Origin of the sequence: Sphingomonas sp. dw_22, assembly GCF_018449795.1 — a bacterium.
Taxonomy (GTDB): Bacteria; Pseudomonadota; Alphaproteobacteria; order Sphingomonadales; family Sphingomonadaceae; genus Sphingomonas.
Genome location: NZ_JAAVVE010000016.1, coordinates 22,584 through 49,423 on the forward strand (window position 1 = coordinate 22,584; position 26,840 = coordinate 49,423).

Consider the following 26,840-nt stretch of genomic DNA (forward strand, 5'->3'; position numbering starts at 1 on the left):
GGGAAACCGATGCTGCTCCACGATTATTTCCGTTCGTCCGCGGGCTATCGCGTGCGCATCGCGCTCAACCTCAAGGGGCTGGCCTATGAACGGCGCGAGGTGATGCTGCTCGAGAACCAGCAGCACAGCCCCGAGCATCTCGCCCACCATCCCCAGGGGCTGGTCCCCGCGCTGGAGGTGGAGGGGCAGGTGCTCACCCAGAGCCTCGCGATCATCGACTGGCTCGACGCGCGCCACCCCGAGCCGCGGCTGATCCCGGCCGATCCCGACGCCCGCGCCGCCGCGCTCGCCCGCGCGCTGGTGGTGGGTGCGGACATCCACCCGATCAACAACCTGCGGGTGATGCGCTATCTCGCGCACGACCTGCATGTCGATGAGTTCCAGCGGAATGCCTGGACCCGCCACTGGATCGAGCAGGGCTTCGCCGCGTTGGAGGCGATGGTGGACTCGGGGGCGGGCGAGGGGCCGTTCCTCGGCGGCAATGCGCCGGACATATCGGACGTGTTCCTAGTGCCCCAGATCTACAACGCCCGGCGGTTCGATGTGCCCCTGATGCCCTATCCCAAGCTGTGCCGCGCCGATTACGCCGCGGCGAAGGTCGAAGCCTTCGCTGCCGCCCATCCCGACCGGGTTGCGCCGAAGTGAGGGTTTCCGGTTCAACAAGCCCCTTCCTTTCCTCTTCAAACCCCTCCCCTTCAGGGGAGGGGATGGGGGTGGGGCAGAGTCTCACCGAGACCAGCCCGCGCGATGACTCCCCCACCCCAACCCATTGCCGGGTGAACGGCGCCCCGCGCCGTTCAGGCCATGCCGGGGGCATGGCCGACCCGGCAATCCTAAAGGGGAGGGGCTTATTGCTGGCTATCGCGTTCATCCCTCTCCCCGCCTTCGCGCAGAAAACCCCACCCGCCACCGACGAGATCGTCGTCACCGGCCGCGGCCTCGACGCGCCGCCGGGCGAGGCGGCCTACGACGTCGTCACGATCGATCGCGACCGCCTCGCCGACAATGCCAGCAACCGGCTGGAGGACGTGCTGCGCGACGCCGCCGGTCTCGCCCAGTTCCGCCGCTCCGATTCGAGCTCGGCGCACCCCACCAGCCAGGGCATTTCGTTGCGCGGCCTCGGCGGCAACGCCTCCAGCCGCGCGCTGCTGCTGCTCGACGGCGTGCCGCAGACCGATCCCTTCGGCGGCTGGGTGGCCTTTCCCGCCTATCTGCCCGAGCGGCTGGCCTCGGCCCGCATCGTCCGCGGCGGCGGCAGCGGCTATGCCGGCCCCGGCGCGCTCGCCGGCACGATCGAGCTGACCAGCGGCGCCCCGTCCGATCTCGGCCCGCTCCAGCTCGCCGCCGCCTATGGCAGCCGTGACAGCGTGGACGCCACCGCCGTCGGATCGGCGACGCTTGGCAGCGGCTTCGTCACGCTCGCCGCGCAATATGGCCAGGGCGACGGCTTCATCCCCACGGTGGAGGAGGATCGCGGCCCCGTCGATCGAGCGGCGCCCTACAAGCAGGCGAGCGTTGCGCTGCGCGGCGTGGTCGATCTGGGCGGCGGTGCCGAGCTCCAGACCAATGTCTCCGCCTTCAGCGACCGCCGCGATCGCGGCGTCGATTTCACCCAGGTCAAGAGCGACGGCGCCGATGCCAGCGTGCGGATCGTCAAGCGTGGCGGCTGGGGCTGGTCGGCGCTCGCCTATCTCCAGACGCGGCAGTTCGCGAGCGGGTTCGCCAGCATCAACGATACGCGCACCACGGTCACGCCGTCGCTGAATCAATATGACGTGCCCGCCACCGGCATCGGCGGCCGGATCGAGATCGCCCCGTCGGTCGGCGGCGGCGTAACCTTGCGGCTGGGCAGCGACATCCGCCGCGTCTCGGGGCGCACCCAGGAACTCTATACCTATGTCGCCGGCCAGCCGACGCGGCAGCGCGTAGCGGGCGGCGATAGCCTCACCTTCGGCGGCTTCGCAGACGCGAGCTATGAGGTGGGCGGCCTCACGCTCAACGCCGGCGGCCGGCTCGATCGCTGGACGATCTCGAACGGCAGCCTGGTCGAGCGGCCGCTCGGCGCCGGCGCCACGCTCACCGACAGCCTCTTCCCCAATCGCAGCGGCACCGAAGCTACCGGCCGCCTCGGCGCGGCCTATGCCGCCGGCCCGGTGACGCTGCGCGCCGCGGCCTATCGCGGCTGGCGCCTGCCGACGCTCAACGAGCTGTACCGCCCCTTCCGCGTCGGTGCCGATGCCACCGCCGCCAATGCCGCACTTGATCCCGAGCATATGTGGGGCGGCGAGCTGGGTCTCGACGTCCGCCCGCTGCCGAACCTCGTGCTGCGTGCCACCGGCTATTGGAACCGGCTCGACAGCGCGATCGCCAACGTCACCATCGCCAACGGTCCGGGCACCTTCCCGGGCGTGGGCTTCGTCTCGGCGGCGGGAGTCTATCGCGTCCGCCAGAATCTAGACGCGGTCGAGGCCAAGGGGCTGGAGCTGGATGGCCGCTGGAGCCGCGGCCCGCTCAGCCTGTCGGCCTCCTACGCCTATATCGACGCGCATGTGGACGCCTCGGGCATCTCCGCCCCGCTCGACGGCCTGCGCCCGGCCCAGACCGCGAAGCACCAGGGCTCGGCCACCGCCGCCTGGCGCCGGGGCGATGCCGGCATTTCGCTCACCGCGCGCTATGCCGGCCCGCAGTTCGAGGACGACCAGAACACGCGCACGCTGGCGGGCGCCTTCACGCTCGACGGCACGATCGCGGTGCCGGTCGCGGGCGGGCTGATCGCCGAGGCGCGCGGCGTGAACCTGTTCGACGAGCGCGTGGAAGCAGGCATCAGCGGCCCCGGCGTGGTCGAGCGTGCGACGCCGCGCACGCTCTGGTTCGGATTCCGCTACCGGCTATAGCCCTGATCCTCCCCGGCACGGGGAGGGGGACCATGCGAAGCATGGTGGAGGGGGAGCGCCGCAAAGGGTGTCGCCTGTGGAGAGCCCCCTCCACCACCGCCTTCGGCGGCGGTCCCCCTCCCCGTGCCGGGGAGGATCGGGATCAGGCGCCGGCAACCACCCGGTCGAACAGCGCCAGATATTCCGCAATCGGATCGCCTCCCGCCGTCACCGGTGCGGGCCGCGCCCGTCCGGGCGTCAGCCAATGGTCGAGCGCCGCGACCAGCGCATCCGCATCCTCGCGCGGCACCACCGATCCCAGCTCCGGCCCCGTCACGATCTCGCGCACCGCCACGCTCGATTCGGTCGAGATCACCGGCGTCCCCCGCGACAGGGCTTCGCGCAGCACCCCCGGCACGCCCTCATAGTCGGAGGTCAGCACCGCCACCGTCGCGCCGGCCAATGCCGGAAGCGGATCGCCCGCATGCCCCGGCATCGTCACCCGCCCGCCCAGCCCCAATGTTGCCACCTGCGCCTCCAGCGCCGCCCGCGCGCCGCCTTCGCCGATCAGCAGCAGCGCCACCTCCTTATCCGCGATGCGGGGCAGCGCCGCGATCAGCCGGTCCCAGCGCTTCTGCGGTTCCAGCCGCCCGACCCCGACGATGTAGCGCCCCGGCGGCAGCGCCACCGGAGCCGCGCCCGGCATCGGCAGCGCCGGCGGATTGGCGATCACGCTCACCCGCTCCGGCGGCATGTGCATCTCGGCGATCGCCTCGGCCGCCATCGCCGGCGTCATCGCCACGACATGATCGAGGAAGCGCGGATGCAGCCGCAGCCAGCGCCGGTATCGCCACGCCGCGCCCCGGCTCAATTCGGGCCGCACCAGCGCATTGGAGACCTTCGCCACGATCGGCGGGCATCCGCGCCCCAGCCGCAGCCGGGTAAGCGCCGCGATTCCGCTATAATGATTGCCGGGGCAGAAGATCAGGTCCGGCGCGGTCGCCCGCACCTGCCCGGCGACGGCGGAGAGCGCGCCATAGGCCGGATTGTCCAGCTCGATCAGCGCGATTCCCGCAGGCAATTCGGCCGCCAGCGGACCCTCGCGGCTACCCAGCACCAGCGTCACGCGCCGCCCCTCGCCAAGCCATCCCGCCGCCATCCGCAGCATCGCGCGCTCCACCCCGCCGCCCCGCAGACTCTGGGCATAGCTGAGGATATGCAGGGCCTTATCGGGTCGGGCGCGCTGGGCCATGGACTTGCGGATTGCCTTTCTAATGTCCAAATCGCCCCCGCAATAAACCGCATTTCGCTGTCAACTCGCCTGATCCGTACTCGCGCCTGCAAGCGTGGAATAGGCAAGACGCGGAAAATAAAAGAATATGTTGAACGTGTCGGCAGCGGAATCGAATCAGTGACGATGAAGGGGCGTGAGGCTTCGGTGAACACCAGCGCTGTCGAAGCCGCAATCCCGGTTGCGCCAGATCTTGCGGGCCTGGAGCCCGTGGAGAAGATCCGCCGGCGCTGGCCGATGCTGCTCGGCGGCGCGCTGACGCTGCTGATGATCTTCGGGCTGGGCCGGGAACTGTTCGATTCGGGGCTCTCGGGCCTGTCGCGCGCGGTGCCGACCAATCCGATCTTCTATCTTGCCTTCGCGATCTATTATCTCGGCCCGCCGACCTTCGATTACATCATCTTCCGCCGGCTGTGGCGGATCCCGCTCTCCGGCATGGTCGCGCTCCACAAGAAGCGCATCTCGAACGAAGTGTTGTTCGGCTATTCGGGCGAGGCCTATTTCTATGCCTGGGCGCGCCAGCGCACCCAGATGGTGGCGGCGCCGTTCGGCGCGGTGAAGGACGTGATGATCCTGTCCGCGATTGCGGGCAATGCGGTCACGCTGCTCGTGGTCGCGCTGGCGCTGCCCTTCGGCATCAACCTGATGCAGCCCAAGGAATTCCGCATCCTGCTGGGCTCGATCGGCGTCATCTTCGCGATGTCGCTGCCGTTCCTGATCTTCTCCAAGCGGGTGTTCTCGCTGCCCCGGGGCCAGCTCTGGTGGGTGTTCGGCGTGCATTGCCTGCGCATCGTCTTCGGATCGGTGATGATCGCGATCGCCTGGCATTTCGCGATGCCGCAGATCTCGATGGGCATCTGGCTGCTGCTCGCCGCCGCGCGCCTGCTCGCCTGGCGCCTGCCGCTCGTGCCCAACAAGGAGCTGCTGTTCGCCAATTTCGCGATCATGGTGATCGGCCAGGGCCAGGCGCTGTCCGAGCTGATGGCGCTGATCGCCGCGCTCACCTTGTGCGCGCACGTCTCGCTGATCGCGATTTTCAGCCTCCACGCATTGCTGACGAGGAAACAAGCATGACGAGTCTCAAGATTCTTGCCGCGGTGGCGCTGGCGGGGCTGGCTCTGCCCGCCGCGCCCGCACTCGCCCAGCGGGATCCGGTGGATGGATCCTGCGCGACCGGCACGGGGCCGCGGCTCTACGTCAACGTGCTCGGCCTCAAGGATCGCACCGGCCGGATGAAGCTGGAGCTCTATCCCGCGAACGAGGCCGATTTCCTGAAGGACGATCGCGACCTGAAGAAGGAGGGCAAGCCCTTCCGCCGCGTCTGGGCGGCCACGCCCCCGTCCGGCGCGGTGACGCTCTGCATCCGCGCGCCCAGCGCCGGCCAATGGGCGCTGCTCTTCACCCATGATCGCGACGGCAAGAACAAGTTCAATTTCTGGCAGGACGGCGCCGGCTTCACCAGCAGCCAGCGCCTCGGGCGCAGCCGGCCCAAGGTGGGCCAGGCCCGCGTCAACATTCCTGAAAACGGTGGTACGGTGACGGTGCGCGCGCAATATCTGCGCGGCCTGGGCGGCTTCGGCCCGCTCGACGACTGAGGGAGGCGCGAGTCATGCGCATCGTCGACGTCAACGAATATTATTCGCCCACCGGCGGCGGCGTGCGCACCTATCTCGATCGCAAGATGGGGATCATGGCCGATCTCGGCCATGAGCTGATCGTCGTCGCTCCCGCGCTCGAGAATTCGATCGAGGAGCGGCCGGGCGGCGGGTGCATCCACTGGCTGAAATCGCCGCCGCTGGTCCTCGACCGGAATTACGGCATCTTCGTCGAGGACCAGCCGATCTGGGACGTGCTCGACCGGCTCAAGCCCGACATCGTCGAGACCAGTTCGCCCTGGCGCCCGGCCTGGACGGTCGGCCGCTGGAAGGGCGACGCGCTCAAGGTCTTCTTCGCGCACAACGACAATATCGGCGCCTATCCGCAGCGCTGGCTCGACAGCGTCTCGACGCCGCGCCAGGTCGAGCGCGCCTTTGCCTGGTACACGCGCTACATGGGCGATTTCCTGGCGAAGTACGACGCCTTCGTCACCAACGGCCCGGCGCTCGCCAAGCGCTTCCGCCGCCGCGGGCTGCATGTCGATGCGTCGATGCCGCTGGGGATCGAGCGGAGCTGGTTCTCGCCTGATCTGCGCGACGAGAACCTCCGTGTCGCGATGCTCGCCCAGCTCGGCCTGCCGCCGGAGGGGCATCTGCTGCTCGGCCTCGGCCGCCACCACAAGGAAAAGCGCTGGCCGCTGGTGATCGACGCGGTAGAGGCGGCGGCGAACGACCTGCCGGTCGGGCTGATGCTGATCGGCGACGGCACCCAGCGCCGGCATCTGGAGGCGCGGATCGCCGGCAGCCCGCATATCCGCATCTTCCGCCCGGTCTATGATCGCGTCCGCCTGTCGCGGATCATGGCGAGTTGCGACGCGCTGATCCACGGATCGGACGCCGAGCCGTTCGGGCTGGTCGCCTCCGAAGCGCTGGCCTCGGGCCTGCCGCTGATCGGGCCGGACGAGGGCGGTTTCGCCGAGATCGCCGACCCGCTCTTCGCCGAGACCTATGCCGCGCGCGACGCCTATTCGGCGGCCGATGCGATCCGCCGCATGTTCGCCCGCGAGCCCACTATCCTGCGCCACGCCGCGCGCGTCGCCGCCGGCAAGGTGCGCAGCGATTACGACCATGCGGTCGAGCTGATGACCTATTACGAGGGTCTCTTGACCGCCAGGCGCGGTGCGGGCGCCGCCACGGCCCTGACCGGCGCTGCATAGACGGCGATCGTCGTGTCGCCCAGCGGATAGCGCCCCTTCAGCGCATAGCCGCCCAGCCGCAGCAGCCGCATCACCAGCGTGCGCACCGCCAGCCGCTCGCCGGAATAGGCAGGGCGCATCGCCACGATCGCCGGGCGCCGCGTGAAGATCCGCCGGACCTCGGCAAGCTGGTCGACGCCCACCGCGCCGTTCTCGCGCTCGCGCGACAAATGGCTGGGATAGACCCAGGGCGAGAGCGCGCAGCGATCGGTGTAGCTGTACGGGATCGAGACGCCCGAATGCATATAGAGGCAGCCGGGGCCGTGTCCGATGGCGCGCGCCAGCGTCTCCAGCTCCTCGGCGTCGCCGCGATGGCGATAGGCGCTCCATACGGTGAACTCGCCGCCGAGCGCCGCCACGATCAGCAGCAGCGGCGCGACGATCCTGCGCCCGGTCGGGTGCCCGCCCAGGAAACCGGCGCAGCACAGGCTCGCCGGCAGCATCACCGGCAGCGCATAATGGCTGAACCAGGTGCCGAAGGCGATCAGCCCCACCACCGCCGCGATCAGCCAGCCGAAATACAGCGCGCGCACCGGACGCTCGGCCGCGTCGTCCACGGGCATGCGGCGGGAAAGCGCGCTGACGATCAGCAGCGGCGTCAGCATCAGCGCCAGCTTCAGGAACGCCACCAGCAGCACCAGCGGCGGATCGCTCCGCCGCTCGAAGATCGAGCCGAAATTGGCATAGGCCCAGGCGTCGCCATGGCCGATCGCGTAATAGGCGCCGCCCGCGATCAGCGTCGGCAGCATCGCCATGCCGGCATAGCCCGCGCCGCGCTTCGCGACATGCGCCAGCGAAGCGCTCAGCCGCCATTCGCGCCACATCAGCCACAGGCCCAGGAACAGCCCCTCGAACACCACCGAATATTTGATCTGGAGCGCGATGCCGATCAGCAGCATCGCCAGCATGCCGCGCCCGATCCGGCGATGGTCGCCGCGCGTATCGCCGGCGCGGGGCAGGGCCAGGCCCATCGCGGTGATCGTCGCCAGATTGTAGAAGACCGGCGCCTGCCCGCCCTGTCCATCGGCGAAGTTGATGACGAAGATATAGAGCAGGGCCGCCACCAGCGCGCCGCGCTCCCAGCCGGCGCGCTCGGCCAGCCGGGCGATGCCCATCGCGGTCAGCACCACGCTCGCCAGCGCCATCATCTGATAGCCCAGGATGCCCCAGGGCGTGCCCAGCGCCGCTGCCGGCGCATAGAGCAGGAACAGCCCGACCGGCTTGCGATCCCAGATGTCGACATAGGGCAGTGCGCCCTCCAGCATCCGCTGGGCGGTGAGAAAATAGAATTGCTCGTCGACATCGACGACCGGGTTGCCGAAGGTCAGCGCGCGCACGCACACCGCGGCGAACAACAGGATCCACCAGCGCGGCAGCGCGGCGATCACGCCGGTCATGCTCGGCAGGCGGGCTGGGAAAATGCCCAGCGCTTCGGGCTTGGAGGCCATCAGGTCCGTTCGGGAAGGAGGAAGAAGGTATAGAGCGCGTTATTGCCCGGCCGGGCAATCGCATCTTCGCTATTTTCGTTCGATGACGCCAATGTTGCGACGAAGGGCCGCGGGCCTGCCGGGAAAGGCGATGAAGGGCAGGCGCGCATGGCTTTCCGGCTGCGTTGGAGGCGACTTGGCGCCTGTCTTAGCCTGCCATTCCGGCGCTGTCACGAACCCGCAATTTAGCGGGCGCAAGCAGCCGGCGGATCAGGGAGAGTGCCCCAATGACGCTTCGTATCGACCGCCGCTCGCTTCTCGTCACCGGCACGCTGGGCATCGGCGCGCTCGCCATCCCCGGCTTCGCGCTGGCGCAGGTCGCCCAGCAGGGCTTCACCCATTCGGTCGCCTCGGGCGAGCCCGGCCCCGATACGATGCTGCTCTGGACGCGCTATGTCCCCACGGGCGGCGGCGCGGTGAAGCTCAAGGCGGAAATCTCCGAGACGGCGGATTTCGCCCGGATCGTCTCGGGCGGCGAGGCGATCACCGGCCCGTGGCGCGACCACACCAGCAAGATCACCGTCGCGGGCCTCAAGCCCGGCACGCGCTATTTCTACCGCTTCGTCGCACCCGACGGCAGCTTCTCGCCCACCGGCAGGACGAAGACGCTGCCCGAGGGCGACGCCGCCCGCTTCGGCATCGCGATCTTCTCGTGCACCAACATGCCGTTCGGCTGGTTCAACGCCTATGGCCATGCCGCGGTGCGCGACGATATCGATCTCTGGGTCCATCTCGGCGATTATCTCTATGAATATGCCAAGGGCGGCTATGCGCCCGAAGGCGGCCCGGTCGGCGGCCGCTGGCCCGAGCCGGCGGGCGAGATGATCCATCTCGCGGACTATCGCCTGCGCTATGCCAGCTATCGCGCCGATCCCGATCTCCAGGCGCTCCATGCCGCCAAGCCGATGCTCGTCCAGTGGGACGACCACGAAAGCGCCAACGACAGCTGGGAAGGCGGCGCCGAGAACCACCAGCCCGATACTGAAGGCGATTGGGACGCGCGCAAGGCCGCGGCGATGCAGGTGTTCCGCGAATGGATGCCGGTCTCCGAAAGCCCTTGGGGCACCTATGACATCGGCACGCTGGCGACACTGTTCCGCACCGAGAGCCGGCTGCTCGCCCGCACCGAGCAGCCCGACATCGCGCCTTTGTTCAAGGAAGCCGATCCCGCCAAGGCGCTCGCCGCCTTCCGCGACGGCGTCTGGCAGGATCCCGCCGCGACGATGCTCGGCAGCGAGCAGGAGGTCTGGCTCGATCACGTCATGCGCAAATCGGTCAAGGCCGGGCAGCGCTGGCAGGTGGTCGGCTTCGGCACGATCATGGGCAATACGGTGGCCCCGCCCGAGGCGATCTCATGGCTCAAGCCCGACGCGCCGCAGCGCGCCAGGGACTATGTCGCGGCGGGCGTGACGGCGGGCAAGCTTGGCCTGCCGATGAACTTCGACAATTGGGGCGGCTATCCCGCCGCCCGCGCGCGCTTCCTCAAATCGTCCCAGTCGATGGGCGCGAACCTGGTGGTGATCTGCGGCGACAGCCACAATGGCTGGGCGTTCGATCTCGGCCAGGACGGCAAGCCCGCCGGCGTCGAGTTCGCCGGCCACAGCGTCACCTCGCCGGGCTATGAAGGCTCGATCGGCACCGATCCCAAGACGGTCGCCGCCGCGCTGGTAAAGGCCAATCCCGAGCTCAAATGGTGCGACACCAGCCGCCGCGGCTATATGGCGCTGACGCTCACGCCCGATCGGGTGAGCAACGACTGGATCTTCATGGACACGGTGCTCCAGCGCTCGACCAAGGCCAGCGTGGGCCACACCGCGACGGTGATCCGCGGCCGGAACGTGATGGGGTGATCCTCAAAAAAGCCCCTCCCCTTCAGGGGAGGGGCTTAAGCAGCCTCAATCCAGCGACTTGCTCGCCTGCTCGAACATATCCTTGCTCAACCCCGGCGTCGCCACGATCCGCTCCAGCTCGGCCCGCATCCTGGCCGCCCGCGCCGCATCGAAGCGCTTCCAGCGCCCCAGCGGCGGCACCAGCTTGGCCGCGGTCTGCGGGTTGAGCTTGTCGAGCGCGATGAGCTGGTCCGCGACGAAGCGATAGCCGCGCCCCGAAATATCATGGAACGCCCGCTGGTTGACGCTGAACGCACCGATCAGCGCCCGCGCCCGGTTCGGGTTGGCGAGGGTGAAGTCGGGATGGGAAACCAGCTTCTCCACCATCTCCGCGGTATCGTCGCGGCTCGACAGCGCCTGGGTCTGGAACCATTTGTCGAGCACCAGCCCGTTGCCGGCATAGCGCTGGTAGAACGCTTCCAGCGCCTTTTCGCGCAAGGGCGAGGTGCCGCTCGCGAGCGTGGTCAGCGCGCCCTGGCGGTCGGTCATGTTGTCGGCGCCTTCGAACTGGCCGAACGCCAGCTCGGCGGCATCGGCCGCGTCCGTCGCCGCGATATAGCCGAGCGCGACGGTCTTCAGCCGCCGCGCGCCCTTGCCCGCCGGCGAATATTCGAAGCGGTTCGCGCGCACCGCCTCATAGGCCGCGCGCCATTCGCCCTCCAGCGCGGTGCCGAGATCGCGGCGCAGCGCCTCGCGGGCGTGGAAGATCGCCTCGGGCTCGACCACCGCCATCTGGTCGCCGATGAAGCTGTCCGACGGCAGCAGCACCGCCTCGGCGATGAAGGCGCGATCGAGGTTCGGATCGGTCAGCGTGCCGCGCACCGCGTCGATCACCGCGTCATGCTCGCCCTTGCCGCTGGCCACTGCCGCGACCAGCGTGTCGAGCATCAATTGCTGCATCGCCTCGTAGCGCGCGAACGGATCGTCGTCATGCGCCGAGAGGAACGCCAGATCCTTGGGCGTCCGATTGGTGTCGATGATGATCGGCGCCGAGAAGCCGCGATTGATCGAGAGCACCGGCATCTCGGTCAAATTCTCGAACACGACCTCCTGCACCGGATCCTTCAGCAGCACGAGCTGCTCCTCGCACAGCGATCGGCCGGTATATTCGCCGAACAGCTTGAGCTTGAGCGGCAGCACCATCGGCTGCTTCTCGGGCTGGCCGGGCGTCGCGGGCACGCTCTGGCGCAAGGTCAGCCGCGCGCGGCCCCCTTCGCGCGCCAGCGTCGCGGAGACGCGCGGCGTGCCGGCCTGGCTGTACCAGCGGCGGAACTGGGCGAGGTCGACGCCGCCGCCTTCCTCCATCGACTTGACGAAATCCTCGCAGGTCGCGGCCGTCCCGTCGAACCGATCGAAATACAGGTCGGTCGCGCGGCGGAATTTCTCGCGCCCCAGGATCGTCGCCATCATGCGGATGACTTCGGCGCCCTTGTTGTAGATGGTCGCGGTGTAGAAGTTGCTGATCTCGATATATTCGTCGGGGCGCACCGGATGCGCGAGCGGCCCCGCATCCTCGGGGAACTGGCTGGCGCGCAGGCCGCGCACATCCTCGATCCGCTTGACCGCGGCGCTGCCCTGATCGGCCGAGAAGCTCTGGTCGCGAAAGACGGTGAAGCCCTCTTTCAGCGAGAGCTGGAACCAGTCGCGGCAGGTGACGCGATTGCCCGACCAGTTGTGGAAATATTCATGCGCCACCACCGCCGCGATCGCGTCGTAATCATAATCGGTCGCGGTATCCGGATCGGCCAGGATGTAGCGCGAATTGAAGACGTTGAGCCCCTTGTTCTCCATCGCGCCGAAGTTGAAGTCGTCCACCGCGACGATGTTGAACACGTCGAGGTCGTATTCGCGGCCATAGGTCTTTTCGTCCCAGGCCATGGCGAGCTTCAGCGCGTGCAGCGCATGGTCGGTCTTGGCGAGATCGGGCTCGCGCACCCAGATGCCGAGCTGCACCTCGCGCCCGCTCATGGTGGTGAAGCTGCCGCGATTGGCGACCAGGTCGCCCGCCACCATCGCGAACAGATAGCTCGGCTTGGGGAAGGGATCGTGCCATTCGGCCCAGTGGCGCCCGCCTTCGGCATCGCCCTGCGCGATCGGATCGCCGTTCGCCAGCAGCACCGGGAAGCGCGCCTTGTCGGCGGTCATCTTCACCTTGTAGCGGCTCAGCACGTCGGGCCGATCGGGGAAGAAGGTGATGCGGCGGAAACCCTCCGCCTCGCACTGGGTGCAGAGCATGCCCGAAGAGGCATAGAGCCCCTGGAGCTGGGTGTTGCGCTCGGGCGCGATCACCACTTCGGTCTCGATCTTGTGCGCGGCGCCGGTCAGCGGGATCACCAGGTCCGCGCCGTCCATCGTCCAGCCGCTCGCCGCGGCGCCGTCGATCCGCACCGCCGCCGGGGTCAGGCCGTCGCCGTTCAGCCGCAGCGGGCGATCATGCGTTCCGTTCCGCTCCACCCACAGGGTCGCCGAGACCCGCGTGCTTGCGGGATCGAGATCGAAGTCGAGCACGATCTCCGGGACGCGCCAATCGGGTTCGCGATAATCCTCGCGCCGCGTGACATGGGGCGCCTGGGTTGCGGTTCGAACGTCTGCCATCATCAGGCCGATATAGGAGCCCGCCCCCGCCCACAACAAACCCCGCAAACAAATCTGTCGGCTTGCGCGCCGGTTGCGGAGTGCTACCGATGCGGCAAATCCACTATTGGGGGGTATCCATGCTTCGATTGACCGCGCCGCTCGCACTCGCCGTCGTTCTGGCCGGGCCGGCCCTGGCCCAGACCGCAGCCGAGAAGAACGCGGTCGTCAATGCCGAGCTTCCCGCCGACCAGGCCGCGCTCAAGAGCCACATCATGTTCCTCGCCTCGGACGCGATGCAGGGCCGCGAGGCGGGCAGCCACGAATTCGATATCGCCGCGCAATATGTCGCTTCGCAATTCTATGCGGCCGGCCTGAAGCCCGCGGGCGATGACGGCGCCTATCTCCAGAAGGTGCCGCTGGTCAGCTACAAGCTCGACGGCCAGGGCAGCATGGCGATCGCGCGCAAGGGCGCGACCGTCAGCCTGGTCTATGGCGAGGACTATATCCCCGGCGCCAATCCGGCGAAGCCCAGCTACACTCTCACCGCGCCGGTCGTGTTCGTCGGCTACGGCATCGTCGGGCTGGGCCGCGACGACTACAGGGGCGCCGAGGTGAAGGGCAAGGTCGTCGCCTTTTTCGGCGGCGCGCCCAAGAGCTTCCCGAGCGAGGAGGGCGCGCATTTCTCCAGCCCCGCCGCCAAGGGCGAGATCGCGATGAAGCGCGGCGCGGTCGGCTATATCGTTCTCGAATCGCCGATCCCGACCAGGCGTCCGTTCGCGGCGATGGCCGCGCTTGCGTCGCGCCCGCGCTTCACCTGGGGCGAGGCGGACGGTACCGGCCATATCGCCACGCCGTCTACGCCGGGCCTGGGCAATCTGAGCCTAGCCGGCGCCGCCAAGCTGTTCGAAGGCGCCAAGACCCCCTGGGCGACGATCCGGAAGCAGGCCGAGGTCGATGGTGCGACCTTCAAGCCGGTGGCGCTGCCGGGCACGCTCACCTTCACCGTGAAGACCGCGCTGACGCCGGTCACCAGCTACAACGTCGTCGGCCTGCTCCCCGGCAGCGATCCCACGCTGTCCAAGGAAGTGGTCGTGCTCTCCGGCCATCTCGATCATATCGGCGTCGGCCGGCCCGACAAGAATGGCGACACGATCAACAACGGCGCGCTCGACGATGCGGTCGGCATCGCCTCGCTGATCGAGGAGGCCAAGCGCTTCAAGGCGGCGGGGACGAAGCCGCGCCGCTCGATCCTGTTCCTGGCGGTCACCGCCGAGGAGAAGGGCCTGCTCGGCTCCGACTATTACGCCCATCACCTGACCGTGCCCAAGGGATCGATCGTCGCCGACGTCAATCTCGACATGCCGATCATCACCTACAAGTTCGAGGATATCGTCGTGTACGGCGCCGAGCATTCGACGCTCGGCCCGATCGCCGCCAAGGCCGCGGCCGAGATCGGCGTGAAGATGTCCGACGATCCGCTGCCGGGCGAGAACATCTTCGTCCGCTCGGATCACTACAACTTCGTCAAGCAGGGCGTGCCCTCGGTCTTCCTGTGGCCGGGCGCGGGCGGCCCGGGCCGCGCGGCGATCGATGACTTCATGAAGAACCATTATCACCAGCCGTCCGACCAGATCGACCAGCAGCCGGCGATCGACTGGGAATCGGGCGTGCGCTTCGTCGACGTCAACTATCGCATCGCCCGCGCGATCGCCGACGGCGACCAGCGGCCGCTGTGGAACAAGGGCGATTTCTTCGGGCTCCAGTTCGACGGTCCCGGCGCCAAATAAGGGTTCCCCCGATGCTGCGCTCGCTGCTCCTCCCCCTGCTGCTGCTCGCCGCTCCCGCCGCGGCGCAGACGCTCCCGCCCGAGCAGGCGGCGCTCAAGAGCCATGTCCAGTTCCTCGCCTCGGACGCGCTCCGGGGGCGTGAGGCGGGCACGCGCGACTTCGACGTCGCGGCCGAATATGTCGCGGCGCAGATGGAGGGGATGGGCCTCAAGCCGGCGGGCGCGAAGGGCGGCTGGTTCCAGCCGGTCCAGCTCGTCACCTTCCGCCCGGCCGAAAAGGCGGCCTGGACGCTGACGCGTGGCACGGCGGCGGTGCCGTTCCAGTTCGGCATCGATTTCGTCAACGGGCCGGTGCCCAGCAGCCCCGATTTCGCGGCCCAGGGCGGGGTCGTCTTCGCCGGCTACGGGATCGTCTATCCGGAAGGCCAGCGCGACGATTACAAGGGCCTGGACGTCAAGGGGAAGATCGTCGCGCTCCTGCCCGGCACGCCGCAGGGCCTGCCCAACGAAGTCGAGGCCCATTTCGGCGACGACCACCAGAAGGCCCGCCTTGCCGAAGCGCGCGGTGCCAAGGCCGTCGTCATCCTCGAATCCGCCGAGCGGCGCGAGCAATATGCGTTCGAGGCGATCGTCCCCTATTACGACTATCAGCGCAACACTTGGGCCAGCCCGGACGGCGTCGCGCACATCCCCGCGCCCGGCGCGCCGGTGGTCGGCTATGTCAGCCAGGTCGGCGCGGCCAAATTGTTCGAGGGCGCGAAGATCAAATGGACGGACGTGCTCGCCGCCGAGCGCAAGGGCGGCCGGATGCCCACGGGCGCGCTGCCCGGCACGCTCGCCACCGCCAGCAAGACCCGCGTGCGCACCGTCGAGACCAGCAACGTCATCGGCATGATCGAGGGCTCCGATCCGGCGCTCAAGAGCCAATATGTCGTGCTCTCCGCGCATCTCGATCATGTCGGCGTCGGCGATCCCGTGAACGGCGACCGCATCTATAACGGCGCGATGGACAATGCGGTCGGCATCTCGATGATCCTGGAGGTCGCCCGCTCGATCCAGGCGATGCCGCAAAGGCCCCGCCGCTCGATCCTCATCATGGCGCTCACTTCCGAGGAAAAGGGCCTGATCGGCTCCGACTATTTCGGCCACAACCCCACGGTGCCGAAGGACTCGCTGGTTGCCGACATCAATCTCGACATGCCGATCCTCACCTATCCGCTGGAGGATCTGGTGGTGCTCGGCGGCGAGCGGTCGAGCATCGGCCCGGCGGTGGTCGCCGCCGCGGCGGCGGAGGGGCTGAAGGTCGTCCCCGATCCCGCGCCCGAGGAGATGTTCTTCGTCCGCTCGGACCATTACAGCTTCGTGCAGTCGGGCATCCCGGCGGTCTCGATCGACACCGGCCCGGGCGGCGCGGGCGCGGCGGCGCAGAAGCTGTTCCTCGACAACAATTACCACAAGCCCTCGGACCAGATCGACCTGCCGTTCGACTGGAACTCCGCCGCCAAGTTCAAGCATGTCGGCCTGGCGACGGCGCTGGCACTGGCCAACGCGGACGAGCGCCCGCGCTGGAACAAGGGCGACTTCTTCGGCGTGCTGTTCGGGGGCTATGGGGCGGAGTAAAAGCCCTCTCCCGCTTGCGGGAGAGGGTTGGGTGAGGGTGTGAGCGGGAGGCAAATACAGGTGCCGAAGATACGCCCCACAAACCCAAATGCGCGGCGCCTCAGACGTGAGGCAACGGATGTCGAACGAAAGCTCTGGGCCGCGCTCCGCAACCGGCAACTCGACGGCTACAAATTCCGCTTCCAGGCCAGCATCGGGCCCTATGTCGTGGATTTCCTCTGCGCCGAGAAGCGGCTGGTCGTTGAACTGGACGGCAGCCAGCATAACGAAGGCGTTGACCGCCGACGGACAGATTTCCTTGAGAGCGAAGGCTATCATATCCAGCGCTTCTGGAACTCCGACGCTATCGAGAATCTCGATGGCGTGCTGGAAGCGATCAGCGCCAAACTGGCGTATCTCCCAGCTTTCCACGACTCACCCTCACCCAACCCTCTCCCGCAAGCGGGAGAGGGCTAAGTGCGCCTCCTGATCTTCGGCCCCGGCTACACCGCGTCCCGCCTGATCGCCCGGCTGGAGCCGCGCGGCTGGCGGATCGCCACCGTCACCCGCGAAGACTTCGCGGATCGCAGCCGCGCGGCGTTCGAGATCGCCCACGCCACCCACATCCTCTCCTCGGTCCCGCCCGATGTTGAGGGCGATCCCGTCCTGGCCGCCTATGGCATCGAGATCGCCGCCGGCACCGCCTGGCTCGGCTATCTCTCCTCCACCGGCGTCTATGGCGATACCGGCGGCGCCTGGGCCGATGAGAGCGCCCCGCTCGCCGGCCGCCGCGGTCCGCGCCTCGCCGCCGACGCGGCATGGGGCAAGCTCCTCAACGCCCGCACCTTCCGCCTGCCCGGCATCTACGGCCCCGGCCGCTCGGCGCTTGATCGCGTGGCGCAAGGCACCGCAACCCGCGTAGCCGCCCCGGGCCAGGTGTTCAGCCGCATCCATGTCGACGACATCGTCGAGGGCGTGATCGCCGGCTTCGACGGCCCGCCCGGCGCCTACAACCTCGCCGACGACGCGCCCGCCCCGCAAAGCGACGTCCTCGCCTATGCCGCCGCGCTGCTCGGCACCGCGCCGCCCCCCGAAGTCCCGCTGGAATCCGCCAGCCTCACCCCCCAGGCCCGCGCCTTCTATTCCGAGAACCGCCGCATCGCGAACGGGAAGGCGAAGCGCGTCCTCGGCTGGCGCCCGCGCTATCCGGATTACCGGTTGGGCCTGCGCGCCTTGAGCGCAATCACCAGCCCCGCCATCACCAGCCCCGCGCCGGCCCCCGCCAGCAGCGACCAGCGATAGCCCTCGAACACGGTCGACAGCAGCATCGCGATCACCGGGATCAGCACGCTGGTATAGGCCGCCTTGGCCGGTCCGATCGTGCGGATCAGCCGGAAATAGATGCTGAAGGTGATCGCGGACCCGATCACCCCCAGATAGGCCAGCCCGGCAATATAGCCGCCCCGCGTCTCGATCACCGGCCCCCCCACCGTGACGAAGGCGAAGGCCGCATCCAGCGCCGATCCGATCAGCATCGCCCAGCCGAGCATCGTCGACATCGGATAGTTCCTGGCGATCCGCGTCGCCTGCATCACATTGGCGATCGAGGCGGAGAGCACGCCGGCCAGCGCGATGCCGATGCCGATCAGCGCCTCGTGCGGCCCCACCGGGCTCAGCCGCGCCTCATGGACGAACAGCAGCGCCACGCCCGCCATCGCCACCGCCGATCCGATCAGCAATTGCCGCCCCATCAACTGGCCGAGGAAGACCCGCGCCAGCAGCGCGTTCGGCACCAGCAGCAGCGCATAGACCACCGCCACCACGCCCGAGGTGATGTGCTGCTCGGCGCGATAGACGAAGTTGAAGTTGAACACGAACTGCGCGAGCCCGAGCCCGGCCGCGAACAGCAGGCCGCGCAGGTCGAGCGTCAGCCGGTCCCGCCGCACCGCCGCCCAGGCCAGCATCGCCACGCCGCCCACCGCGAACCGGTAGCAGACCGACCAGCTCGGCGGCACCACCGCGAGCTGGTCCTTGATGACCAGCCAGGTCGAGCCCCAGATCAGCGTCACCACCGCGAACGGGATCAGCACGGAAAGCCGGGTGGAGCGGGGCGTGGCGTCCACTAGATCCTCCCCCAGCTTGTCTGGGGGAGGGGGACCATGCGAAGCATGGTGGAGGGGTGGCGGTGGAACACCGCCGTCTGCGCCGGCGGCCCCTCCACCACGCCCTGCGGGCGCGGTCCCCCTCCCCGAGCAAGCTCGGGGAGGAATGGACGGCAATCCCTCACAATCCCCGGATCGCCTCGGCCAGCGGCCGGATCGCATCCTCGCTCTGGTCCCATGACGTCACCAGCCGCACTTCGCCCGGCGCCCAGTCGTAGAAGTCGAAGCCAAGCGCGCGCAAGGAAGCGGCTTCCTCCGGCGTCGCCTTCAGGAACACTTCGTTCGCCTCGACCGGATAGAGCAGCCGTTCCGCGCCCGCCGCCTCGGCCAGCAGCCGGGCCCCGGCATTCGCCGCCCGCGCATTGGCGAGCCACAGGTCGCCTTCCAGCATCGCCAGGATCTGCGCCGCCAGATAGCGCCCCTTGGAAAGCAGCAGCCCCGCGCGCTTGCGGCGATAGAGCGTCAATTCGGCCAGCTCCGGCTTGAAGAATATCAGCGCCTCGGCGCTCATCGCCCCGTTCTTGACGAAGCCGAAGCTCAGCACGTCGACGCCCGCCTTCCAGGTCAGCTCTGCGGACGCGCAGCCGAGATGCGCCACGGCATTGGCGAAGCGCGCCCCGTCCATGTGCAGCCCCAGCCCGCGCTCGCGCGCCAGCGCGCCGATCGCCGCCACCTCGGCGGGGGTATAGACCAGCCCATATTCGGTCGCGTTGGTGATCGAGATCGCGTGCGGCTGGATGCGGTGGACGTCGTTGGCGATCAGGTCGATCACCGCCAGGATGCTCTCGGGCGTCAGCTTCGCGCCCGGCCCCTCGCCGATCATCAGCTTGGCGCCGTGGGTGTGGAATTCGGGCGCGCCGCATTCGTCGTTCTGGATATGCGCGTCGCGGTGGCAGACCACGCCGCCATGCGGGGGGCAGAGCGCCGCCAGTGCCAGCGCATTGGCCGAAGTGCCGGAGGGCACCCACAGCGCGCGCACCTCGGTCCCGAACAATTCGGAGAAGCGCGCATCGAGCGATTTGGACCAGCGATCGCCGTCATAGGCGGTGTCGAGCTGGTTCACGTCGGCGAGCGCCTGCATCACTTGCGGGCAGACCGGGGCGGCATTGTCGGAGAAGAAGCGCATGGTCACGCCATTGCGGGCAGCCGCGCCGACGTCAACGCCTGTTGGCGTGCACTTCGAGAATTGCCCGCAATGCCGCCGGCACCAGGGCCGGCACCAGGGCCGGCGGCATTGCGGGCGGTATAGTCTTCAGGCGATCTGGGTGTATCGCACTTCGGACGCGCGCACCCGGCGGCGCAGCACGCCGCCGATCAGGCCGAAGCCGAGGATCATCATGCCCCAGGCCGCGGGTTCCGGAACGGCCTGCAGCGTGACGGCGCTTCCCATCGCCTGCACCGCGGCATAGCCCTGCTGGGAATAATAGAGGTCCGCCATCGTGCCGTCGAAGGGGTTGAAGTGCAGCCAGAAGTCCTCGGTCGTGCCCCGGATCGATGATCCGTTCAGGTTGCCGTACAGCATGAAGAGCTGCGAGCCGGAGCCCCATGGAACCAGGGTCGCGTTGGCGGTGGTGTAAACGGTCGAGCCGATCGTGAAGTCGATGTCGAGCAGCGACGCGGTCTGGGTCGCGGGATCCTGGAGCAGGGTGAACCCGCCGGTGACAATCGGGGTGGGGCCCGAAGGAAGGTGCGCCGTGAACGTGTATTGCCGGGAAGTCGGCGTCGCGTCCGCGCCGCTCGCCGAGACGGCCGCCGCCAGTAGCCCGATCGTGTAAGCAATCTTCTTCATGCTATTCCCCTGTCTGAGATTTTTCCCAGAACGGCCTAGTGGCCGGATGGGACTCATCCGTGACAGGGGAGCGATTCGTTAAGCATCTTCAGTGCCGGAATGGGACGGTCTGCCCATCGACGCTATGGTGCGTCTCCAGGGCGCGATCGCCGGAATTCGCCGTCCGGACCCGGCCGGCGCGGCGCGTCGGGGGCCATGCGCGGCGGCGGCGGTTCGTCGCCCGGTTCGTCGGGCTGGTCGCCGCCGGGCAGCGCGTCGCGCAGCCGGTCGATGTCGACCCGCACGCCTTCGTCGTCCAGATGCACGCCGACGCCGTTGAGCACGTCCTCCAGGTCCGTCGCATTGTCCGCCGGTTCCTCCACCGGCGGGGGCGGCGGCAGCCTGAGGTTCATCGCCCGCACCATGAAGTCGCGCCAGATCCGCGCGGGCAGCCCGCCTCCCGCCAGCCCCGGATTGGGCGTGTTGTCGTCATTGCCCAGCCACACGCCCACCACCAGGTCGCCGGCATAGCCGATGAACAGCGCGTCGCGGCTGTCCTGCGTCGTGCCGGTCTTGCCGAAGGTCGGGATCGGCAGCGCCGCGCCGCGCCCCGTGCCCGATTCGACCACCGTCGCCAGCAGCGAGCGCATGTCCTCCAGCTCCTGCCCACGGAACTGCGCCGCCCCGCCCAGCCGCCGCGCCAGCCAGTCGTCGGCATTTTCGTCATTGTCGAGGCCGGTCGGGCGCACCGGATAGCTGCCGTTGGCGATCGCGGCATAGGCGGAAGTCAGCTCGAGCAGCGACACGGTCGAGGTGCCCAGCGCGATCGAGGCATCGGTGCCGATCGGCGTCGAGATGCCCAGGTCGCGCGCCGCCCTGGTCACGCGCGCCACGCCGAGCTGGTGCGTCAGCCGGGCGGCGGCGACGTTGCTCGATTTGGCGAAGGCCTGGCGGAGCGTGATCCGCCCGGCATAGCGGCCGTCGCTGTTCTCGGGCTTCCAGTCGCCGATCGTCACGGGTTCGTCGTCGATCATGCTGTCGGGCGTCATGCCGGAACGCAGCGCCGCCAGATAGACGAACAGCTTGAAGGTCGATCCCGGCTGGCGCCGCGCCTGGGTGGCGCGGTTGAACGGGCTGTCGGCATAGCTCTTGCCGCCCACCATCGCGACCACGCGCCCGTCCGGATGCATCGCCACCAGCGCGATCTGCGAGTCCCGCAGCCCGGCGCTGCGCACCACCCGCTCGGCGGTCTGCTGGAGCCGCGTGTCGAGCGTGGTGCGCACGGTCTGCTCGGTCGCCACGCCACCGGCGCGGTCGCGCGCCTGGGGCAGCACCCAGTCGGCGAAATAGGTGCCGTTGGGCAGCTCCTTGGTCCTGCTGACATGCAGCACCGCCGGGCGGACATCCTCGGCCTCGGCCTTGTCGAGGAACCCGGCATCCTCCATCGCGCCGATCACCAGCTTTTGCCGGTCCCGCGCGCCCTTCAAATTGCCGGTAGGCGCCAGCCGGCTCGGCGCCTGCACCAGCCCAGCGAGCAGCGTCGCCTGGCTCACCGTCAGATCCTCGGGCGTGGTGCTGAAATAATGCTGTGCGGCGGCGCGCAGGCCGTAGACATTGTCGCCGAAATAGACGTTCGACAGATAGCGCGAGAGGATCTCGTCCTTCGAGAGCCACGCCTCCAGCCAGAACGCGATCATCACCTCCTGCGCCTTGCGTCCGAAGGTCCGCTTCGAGGTGAGGAAGGCGTTCTTGGCGAGCTGCTGGGTGATCGTGCTGCCGCCCTGCGATCCGCCCGAGCTCGTCACGTTGTGGACGAAGGCACGCAGGATTCCGCGCGGATCGACGCCCCAATGGCCGTAGAAGCGCCGGTCCTCGATCGCGACGAAGGCGTCGCGCACATGCTTGGGCAGCTTGGTGGCATCCACCGGCGCGCCGATCACCGCACCGCGCCGTGCGATCGGCGTGCCGTCTTCGGCGAGCAGCGTGATCGAGGGCGGCGCCGGCGGCCGCAGCGACTTGGAGAGGGGCGCGGTCAGCGCCAGCCAGCCCACCGCGACGATGAACAGCACGATCAGCGCCGCCGCGCCCCGCGTCGCCCATTTCAGCCAGTTGCGGCGGCGCGACGGCGGCAGCGCCGGGACGCCGGACGCAGGATCGCCCGGCCCCGGCTCTCCGCCCGGAGGCAGAGGCGGCGGTGAGGGGGGCGGCGGAGAACAAACCGCCGGGCGTGCCTCCGCAATCGGCGGCAGCGCCCCCGCCAGCTCGACCGCCGGTGGCGCCTCCACCGCACGCGGCTTCCACAGCCCGGCGCGTTCGCGCGCCCGCGGCTCGGGCGGAGCCGTCGCGTCTTCGGCCGAGCGCCGCAGCGGAAAGCGCCGTTCGAAAGGATCCTCGTCCTTCGCCATTATCCGCGCACGCGCTCCCGGGTGTTCATGGGGTGAGTCTAGCGAACCAACTGTGTTGTTACAATAACACAGTTGTCACGGAAGCGGCACGAATGTCGGCGTACCCGGCGCGAAGAGGATTATGCCTCCAGCTCGACGTCCCAATAGAGCCAGTCGTGCCAGGTCTCGTGCAGGTGGTTGGGCGGGAAGCGCCGGCCATGTTCCTGCAATTGCCAGCTCGTCGGCCGGATCGGCGTGATGTGGAGCGGCATCGCGGCCTGTTTCGGCGTCCGCCCGCCCTTGCGCAGGTTGCACGGGGCGCAGGCCGTCGCGACATTCTCCCAGGTGGTGCGTCCGCCCTGGGCTCTGGGGATCACATGGTCGAAGGTGAGGTCGCGCGTCGCGCCGCAATATTGGCAGGCGAACTTGTCGCGGAGGAAGAGGTTGAACCGGGTGAAGGCGGGGAAATTGGAAGGTTTGACATATTGTTTGAGCGCGATGACCGAAGGAAGCTTCAGCCTCGCGCTGGGACTTCGAACCTCGCGTTCGTAATAGGACACCACGTCCACCCGATCGAGGAACAGCGCCTTGATCGCCGTCTGCCAGGGCCACACGCTCAGGGGATAATAGCTGAGCGGGGTATAATCGGCGTTCAAAACGAGTGCGGGACACCCATCTGGATGGCGGATCAAATCGGGATGATACATGCGCTCCCTCGCCCTTGTGGTGCCCCGCTCTCTTGCGCGAGAGCGTGACGCCATCATGACAGCATATGCCGCGACTCGCGGTCAAGGGCCGGTTTCATGATTATCCACACAAGATTTGCGCCCAGCCCCACCGGCCGGCTCCATCTCGGCCACGCCTGGTCGGCGATGCAGGCGCACGATTTCGCCCGCGCCGCCGGCGGCCGTTTCAGCCTGCGCATCGAGGATATCGACGGCACCCGCTCGCGCCCCGGGCATGTCGACGCGATCTTCCGGGATCTCGAATGGCTCGGGCTGGAATGGGACGGCGAAGCGACGTTCCAGTCGCAGCGGCTGGACCTCTATGCCGGGGCGCTCGATCGGCTGAAGGCGATGGGCCTGCTCTATCCCTGCTTCTGCACCCGCGCCGACATCGCCGCGAGCCTCTCGGCCCCGCACGGCCCGGAAGGCGCGCTCTATCCGGGAACCTGCCGGGGGCTCCCCGATCCGGACCTGACCCGTCCCCATAGTTGGCGCCTGGACATGGCGGCTGCTCTAAAATTCCTCCCCGAGCTTGCTCGGGGAGGGGGACCATCCGAAGGATGGTGGAGGGGCGCCGTCGAAGACGGCGGCTACGCCGCCGCCCCTCCACCACCGCTTCGCCGCGGTCCCCCTCCCCGTGCCGGGGAGGAATTGATGTGGCACGATGCCTTTACCGGCTGGGTCCGCGCCGACCCCCGCCCGCACGGCGACGTCATCCTCGCCCGCAAGGACGCCCCCGCCAGCTACCACCTTGCCGTCACCGTCGACGATGCCGCGCAAGGCATCACCCACATCATCCGCGGCCGGGATCTGTTCGCCGCCACGCACGTCCACCGCCTGCTCCAGGCGCTGCTCGGCCTGCCCACCCCCGAATACCGCCACCACGACCTGCTGCTCGGCCCCGACGGCACCCGCCTCGCCAAGCGCCACGGCGCCCCGACGCTGGAGGCGCTGCGCCTCGCCGGCGAGGACGGCCGCGCGCTGGCGGAGCGATTGCGCGCCGGCCGCCTCCCGGTTGGAATCGCCGCCGCAGGGGAGTAGGGAAGGGGGATGCTCTTCCTCGCCATCCTGCTCATCGCCGCGATGCTCGCGACCCTGTTCTTCCTCATCCGGGGGCTGGTCAACATGGCCGGCACCACCAGCCAGGATCTGGAAGGCCCCGGCCCCAGCGAGCGGGCGCTGCGATCCAACAAGCTGATGCAGAAGCGCATCCTGTTCCAGGGGATCGCGATCGGCATCATCGCGCTGATCCTGCTGATCGCCTCGGCGAAAGGGTGAAAGCTGCAGCGTCATCGTCCGAGCCGCGCGCTATCCACCCGCTGCTGATGCTGGGACTATTGATGGCCCCTTGGCTCTTCTTCTGGTTCCTCTTGCTGCGTCGCGGCTATGCCGCTTCCACGCGCATTGCCGCGGCGAGCTATATGCTGGTGCCGGCCGCGCTGGCATTGACCGCAACCTTCCTGGCGCCGCCTCGCTCATGGTAAAGCTCAACAAGATCTACACCCGCACCGGCGATGCCGGCACCACCGGCCTGGTCGACGGCTCGCGCGTGTCCAAGGCCGATCCGCGCATGGCCGCGATCGGCGACGTGGATGAGGCGAACAGCGCGATCGGCGTCGCCCGCGCCGCGCTCGGCCCCGGCAGCCTGGGCGAGATGCTCGCGCGCATCCAGAACGACCTGTTCGATCTCGGCGCCGATCTCGCCACCCCGATCGAGATGGCGGGCGCGCTGCGCATCGTCCCCGCCCAGGTGACCTGGCTGGAGGAGCGGATCGACCATCTCAACGCCGCGCTCGAACCGCTGACCAGCTTCATCCTGCCCGCCGGCGAGGCGTCCGCCGCCGCGCTCCACCTCGCCCGCGCGGTCGTCCGCCGGGCCGAACGGACCGCCGTCGCCGCGGGCCGATCGGTCGCTTTGGCGCCCGATGCCCTTGCGTATCTCAATCGCCTTTCCGATCTCCTGTTCGTCGCCGCGCGCGCGGTGAACCAGAATGCCGGTGGGGACGTTCTCTGGGTTCCGGGGGCCTCACGCTGAGCCGAGCGAACCGCGATTGACCGGCAGGGCGCAGCCTGCTAGGAGAACAAAATGAGAACGAAGACTGGTCCGGCCCCGGCTTCCGTTTCGCTCGGCGAGCGTTTTTCGCGGGTCCGGGCGCTCAGCGTCGCATTGGCGGCGCCGCTCTCCGATGCCGATGCCACGATCCAGTCGATGGACGATGCCTCGCCCGCCAAATGGCATCTCGCGCACACGACATGGTTCTTCGAGACCTTCGTGCTGCGTGATTTCGTGCCCGGCTATCGCCTGTTCGATGCGCGCTGGCCCTTCCTGTTCAACAGCTATTACGAAGCCGAGGGCGCGCGCCACGCCCGTCCGCGGCGCGGCATGCTGTCGCGTCCTTCGCTCGACGAGATCCTCGCCTATCGCGCCGCCGTCGACGCCGCGCTGCTCCGCGCGCTGCCCGATCTGCCCCGGCAGGCACAGGCGCTGGTGGAGCTCGGCTGCAACCATGAGGAGCAGCACCAGGAACTGCTGCTGACCGACATCCTCCACCATTTCTCGGTCAATCCGCTGGAGCCGGCGCTGTGGCGGGGGGACCGCAAGATCCCCGTCGAGATGCCGGGCCCGATCGGCTGGATCGAGGGCCGGCAAGGGATCGTCGAGGTCGGAGAGAATTTCCCAATAGCGGTGTCAACCGTGTCAACCGCCGCACCCGGAAATCCGGCCGGCGATTTCGCGTTCGACAACGAAACGCCGCGCCACGCCGCGCTGCTCCATCCCCATGCGATCGCCGATCGCACCGTCACCAACGGCGAATGGGCCGCCTTCATCGCCGAGGGCGGCTATCGCGATCCGCGCCACTGGCTGGCCGATGGCTGGGCCTGGGTCCAGGCTCAGAGCATCGAGGCGCCGCTTTATTGGCGGCTGGAGGACGATGTCTGGACCCGCTTCGGCCTCGACGGCCGCCGCGGAATCGATCCTGCCGCCCCGGTCACCCATGTCAGCTTCTACGAGGCGGATGCCTATGCGAGCTGGGCCGGGGCCCGCCTGCCCACCGAATTCGAATGGGAAGCCATGGCCGCGTCGCACGATCCCCTCGGCGGCAACCAGCTGGACGCCGCCGGCCCGGTCGAGCCTCGCCCGGCCGCGGGCGGCCCCGCCTTCTTCGGCGATGTCTGGGAATGGACCGGCAGCGCCTATCGCCCCTATCCGGGCTTCAAGACCGCCGAGGGCGCCGTCGGCGAATATAACGGCAAGTTCATGAGCGGCCAGTTCGTACTGCGCGGCGGCAGTTGCGCCAGCCCGCGCGGCCATGTCCGCGCCTCCTATCGCAACTTCTTCTACCCCCATCAGCGCTGGCAGTTCACCGGCGTCCGCTTGGCCAAGGATCTCTGATGCCAACCACCATTCTTCGTCACCGGGATGACGAACAGGAAAAGGGCGCTTAAC

Annotated in this window: 23 protein-coding genes; 15 read left to right on the forward strand and 8 right to left on the reverse strand. The window is 68.6% G+C overall.

The window, feature by feature from the left end; genetic code table 11:
• The first annotated feature begins 9 nt into the window (after positions 1-9).
• Together maiA and HB724_RS09470 are read left to right on the forward strand one after the other, a co-directional pair.
• The gene (gene maiA, locus HB724_RS09465) at positions 10-645 is read left to right on the forward strand and encodes a maleylacetoacetate isomerase (protein WP_213980682.1); all 636 of its coding nucleotides are present in this window, start codon (positions 10-12) and stop codon (positions 643-645) included.
• A gap of 206 nt (positions 646-851) precedes the next feature.
• Positions 852-2,894 carry a TonB-dependent receptor plug domain-containing protein gene (locus HB724_RS09470; protein WP_346344706.1) on the forward strand — a complete coding sequence of 681 codons (2,043 nt, stop codon included), beginning with the start codon at positions 852-854 and terminating at the stop codon, positions 2,892-2,894.
• A 142-nt stretch (positions 2,895-3,036) separates the two neighbouring features.
• On the opposite strand, the gene HB724_RS09475 is transcribed toward HB724_RS09470, so the two are convergent.
• A complete protein-coding gene (locus tag HB724_RS09475; protein WP_213980684.1) occupies positions 3,037-4,125 on the reverse strand; it encodes a glycosyltransferase in 1,089 nt (362 codons plus the stop codon).
• Positions 4,126-4,290: 165 nt separating this feature from the next.
• Between HB724_RS09475 and HB724_RS09480 the strand changes: the two genes are divergently transcribed.
• From HB724_RS09480 to HB724_RS09490, 3 genes are read left to right on the forward strand one after another with little or no spacing between them, the layout of a single operon-like run.
• Positions 4,291-5,238, forward strand: coding sequence for a hypothetical protein (locus tag HB724_RS09480; protein WP_218625135.1), 948 nt, complete (start codon positions 4,291-4,293; stop codon positions 5,236-5,238).
• Complete coding sequence (locus HB724_RS09485; protein WP_213980685.1) at positions 5,235-5,759, forward strand: DUF2141 domain-containing protein; 525 nt, start codon at positions 5,235-5,237, stop codon at positions 5,757-5,759. The genes HB724_RS09480 and HB724_RS09485 overlap by 4 nt, the downstream gene beginning before the upstream one ends.
• A 14-nt stretch (positions 5,760-5,773) precedes the next feature.
• Positions 5,774-6,976, forward strand: a complete 1,203-nt coding sequence (locus HB724_RS09490) for a glycosyltransferase (RefSeq protein ID WP_213980686.1) — start codon at positions 5,774-5,776, stop codon at positions 6,974-6,976.
• On the opposite strand, the gene HB724_RS09495 is transcribed toward HB724_RS09490, so the two are convergent.
• Positions 6,910-8,463, reverse strand: coding sequence for a hypothetical protein (locus HB724_RS09495; protein WP_256731424.1), 1,554 nt, complete (start codon positions 8,461-8,463; stop codon positions 6,910-6,912). The genes HB724_RS09490 and HB724_RS09495 overlap by 67 nt on opposite strands.
• Positions 8,464-8,729: 266 nt before the next feature.
• Between HB724_RS09495 and HB724_RS09500 the strand changes: the two genes are divergently transcribed.
• Positions 8,730-10,352: an alkaline phosphatase D family protein gene (locus HB724_RS09500; RefSeq protein WP_213980687.1), complete on the forward strand. Its 1,623-nt coding sequence runs from the start codon at positions 8,730-8,732 to the stop codon at positions 10,350-10,352.
• Between the two features lie 45 nt (positions 10,353-10,397).
• Here HB724_RS09500 and pepN read toward each other — a convergent pair whose 3' ends face one another.
• Entirely contained in the window at positions 10,398-12,986 is a 2,589-nt protein-coding gene (gene pepN, locus HB724_RS09505; RefSeq protein WP_213980688.1) for an aminopeptidase N, read from the reverse strand.
• Between the two features lie 119 nt (positions 12,987-13,105).
• Here pepN and HB724_RS09510 point away from each other — a divergent pair, with 119 nt between their 5' ends.
• Genes HB724_RS09510 through HB724_RS09525 form a run of 4 tightly spaced genes read left to right on the forward strand, consistent with a single transcriptional unit; the run spans position 13,106 to position 17,655 of the window.
• Positions 13,106-14,755 carry a M28 family metallopeptidase gene (locus HB724_RS09510; protein ID WP_213980689.1) on the forward strand — a complete coding sequence of 550 codons (1,650 nt, stop codon included), beginning with the start codon at positions 13,106-13,108 and terminating at the stop codon, positions 14,753-14,755.
• A gap of 11 nt (positions 14,756-14,766) precedes the next feature.
• Positions 14,767-16,374, forward strand: coding sequence for a M28 family metallopeptidase (locus HB724_RS09515; RefSeq protein ID WP_213980690.1), 1,608 nt, complete (start codon positions 14,767-14,769; stop codon positions 16,372-16,374).
• A gap of 60 nt (positions 16,375-16,434) precedes the next feature.
• Positions 16,435-16,830, forward strand: coding sequence for a DUF559 domain-containing protein (locus HB724_RS09520; protein ID WP_213980691.1), 396 nt, complete (start codon positions 16,435-16,437; stop codon positions 16,828-16,830).
• Positions 16,831-17,655, forward strand: coding sequence for an NAD(P)-dependent oxidoreductase (locus HB724_RS09525; protein WP_213980692.1), 825 nt, complete (start codon positions 16,831-16,833; stop codon positions 17,653-17,655).
• On the opposite strand, the gene HB724_RS09530 is transcribed toward HB724_RS09525, so the two are convergent.
• From HB724_RS09530 to HB724_RS09550, 5 genes are all read right to left on the reverse strand, one after another.
• The gene (locus HB724_RS09530; protein WP_213980693.1) at positions 17,565-18,476 is read right to left on the reverse strand and encodes an EamA family transporter; all 912 of its coding nucleotides are present in this window, start codon (positions 18,474-18,476) and stop codon (positions 17,565-17,567) included. The genes HB724_RS09525 and HB724_RS09530 overlap by 91 nt on opposite strands.
• A gap of 160 nt (positions 18,477-18,636) precedes the next feature.
• The gene (locus HB724_RS09535) at positions 18,637-19,641 is read right to left on the reverse strand and encodes a beta-eliminating lyase-related protein (RefSeq protein ID WP_213980694.1); all 1,005 of its coding nucleotides are present in this window, start codon (positions 19,639-19,641) and stop codon (positions 18,637-18,639) included.
• A 126-nt stretch (positions 19,642-19,767) separates the two neighbouring features.
• Positions 19,768-20,304 (reverse strand): PEPxxWA-CTERM sorting domain-containing protein, encoded by a 537-nt coding sequence (locus tag HB724_RS09540; RefSeq protein WP_256731425.1) that lies wholly within the window; start codon positions 20,302-20,304, stop codon positions 19,768-19,770.
• 122 nt (positions 20,305-20,426) lie between these two features.
• Positions 20,427-22,688 carry a PBP1A family penicillin-binding protein gene (locus tag HB724_RS09545; protein WP_213980696.1) on the reverse strand — a complete coding sequence of 754 codons (2,262 nt, stop codon included), beginning with the start codon at positions 22,686-22,688 and terminating at the stop codon, positions 20,427-20,429.
• A gap of 119 nt (positions 22,689-22,807) precedes the next feature.
• On the reverse strand, positions 22,808-23,374 hold the full coding sequence (locus HB724_RS09550) for an HNH endonuclease (RefSeq protein ID WP_213980697.1): 567 nt from the start codon (positions 23,372-23,374) through the stop codon (positions 22,808-22,810).
• 96 nt (positions 23,375-23,470) lie between these two features.
• Between HB724_RS09550 and HB724_RS09555 the strand changes: the two genes are divergently transcribed.
• From HB724_RS09555 to egtB, 5 genes are all read left to right on the forward strand, one after another.
• Complete coding sequence (locus tag HB724_RS09555; protein ID WP_213980698.1) at positions 23,471-24,433, forward strand: glutamyl-Q tRNA(Asp) synthetase; 963 nt, start codon at positions 23,471-23,473, stop codon at positions 24,431-24,433.
• Between the two features lie 9 nt (positions 24,434-24,442).
• Complete coding sequence (locus HB724_RS09560) at positions 24,443-24,670, forward strand: twin transmembrane helix small protein (RefSeq protein WP_213980699.1); 228 nt, start codon at positions 24,443-24,445, stop codon at positions 24,668-24,670.
• 62 nt (positions 24,671-24,732) lie between these two features.
• A complete protein-coding gene (locus HB724_RS09565; RefSeq protein ID WP_213980700.1) occupies positions 24,733-24,876 on the forward strand; it encodes a hypothetical protein in 144 nt (47 codons plus the stop codon).
• A complete protein-coding gene (locus tag HB724_RS09570; protein ID WP_213980701.1) occupies positions 24,870-25,427 on the forward strand; it encodes a cob(I)yrinic acid a,c-diamide adenosyltransferase in 558 nt (185 codons plus the stop codon). Before HB724_RS09565 ends, HB724_RS09570 begins: the two co-directional genes overlap by 7 nt.
• Before the next feature lie 51 nt (positions 25,428-25,478).
• The gene (gene egtB / locus HB724_RS09575; protein WP_213980702.1) at positions 25,479-26,786 is read left to right on the forward strand and encodes an ergothioneine biosynthesis protein EgtB; all 1,308 of its coding nucleotides are present in this window, start codon (positions 25,479-25,481) and stop codon (positions 26,784-26,786) included.
• The last annotated feature ends 54 nt before the right edge of the window (positions 26,787-26,840 follow it).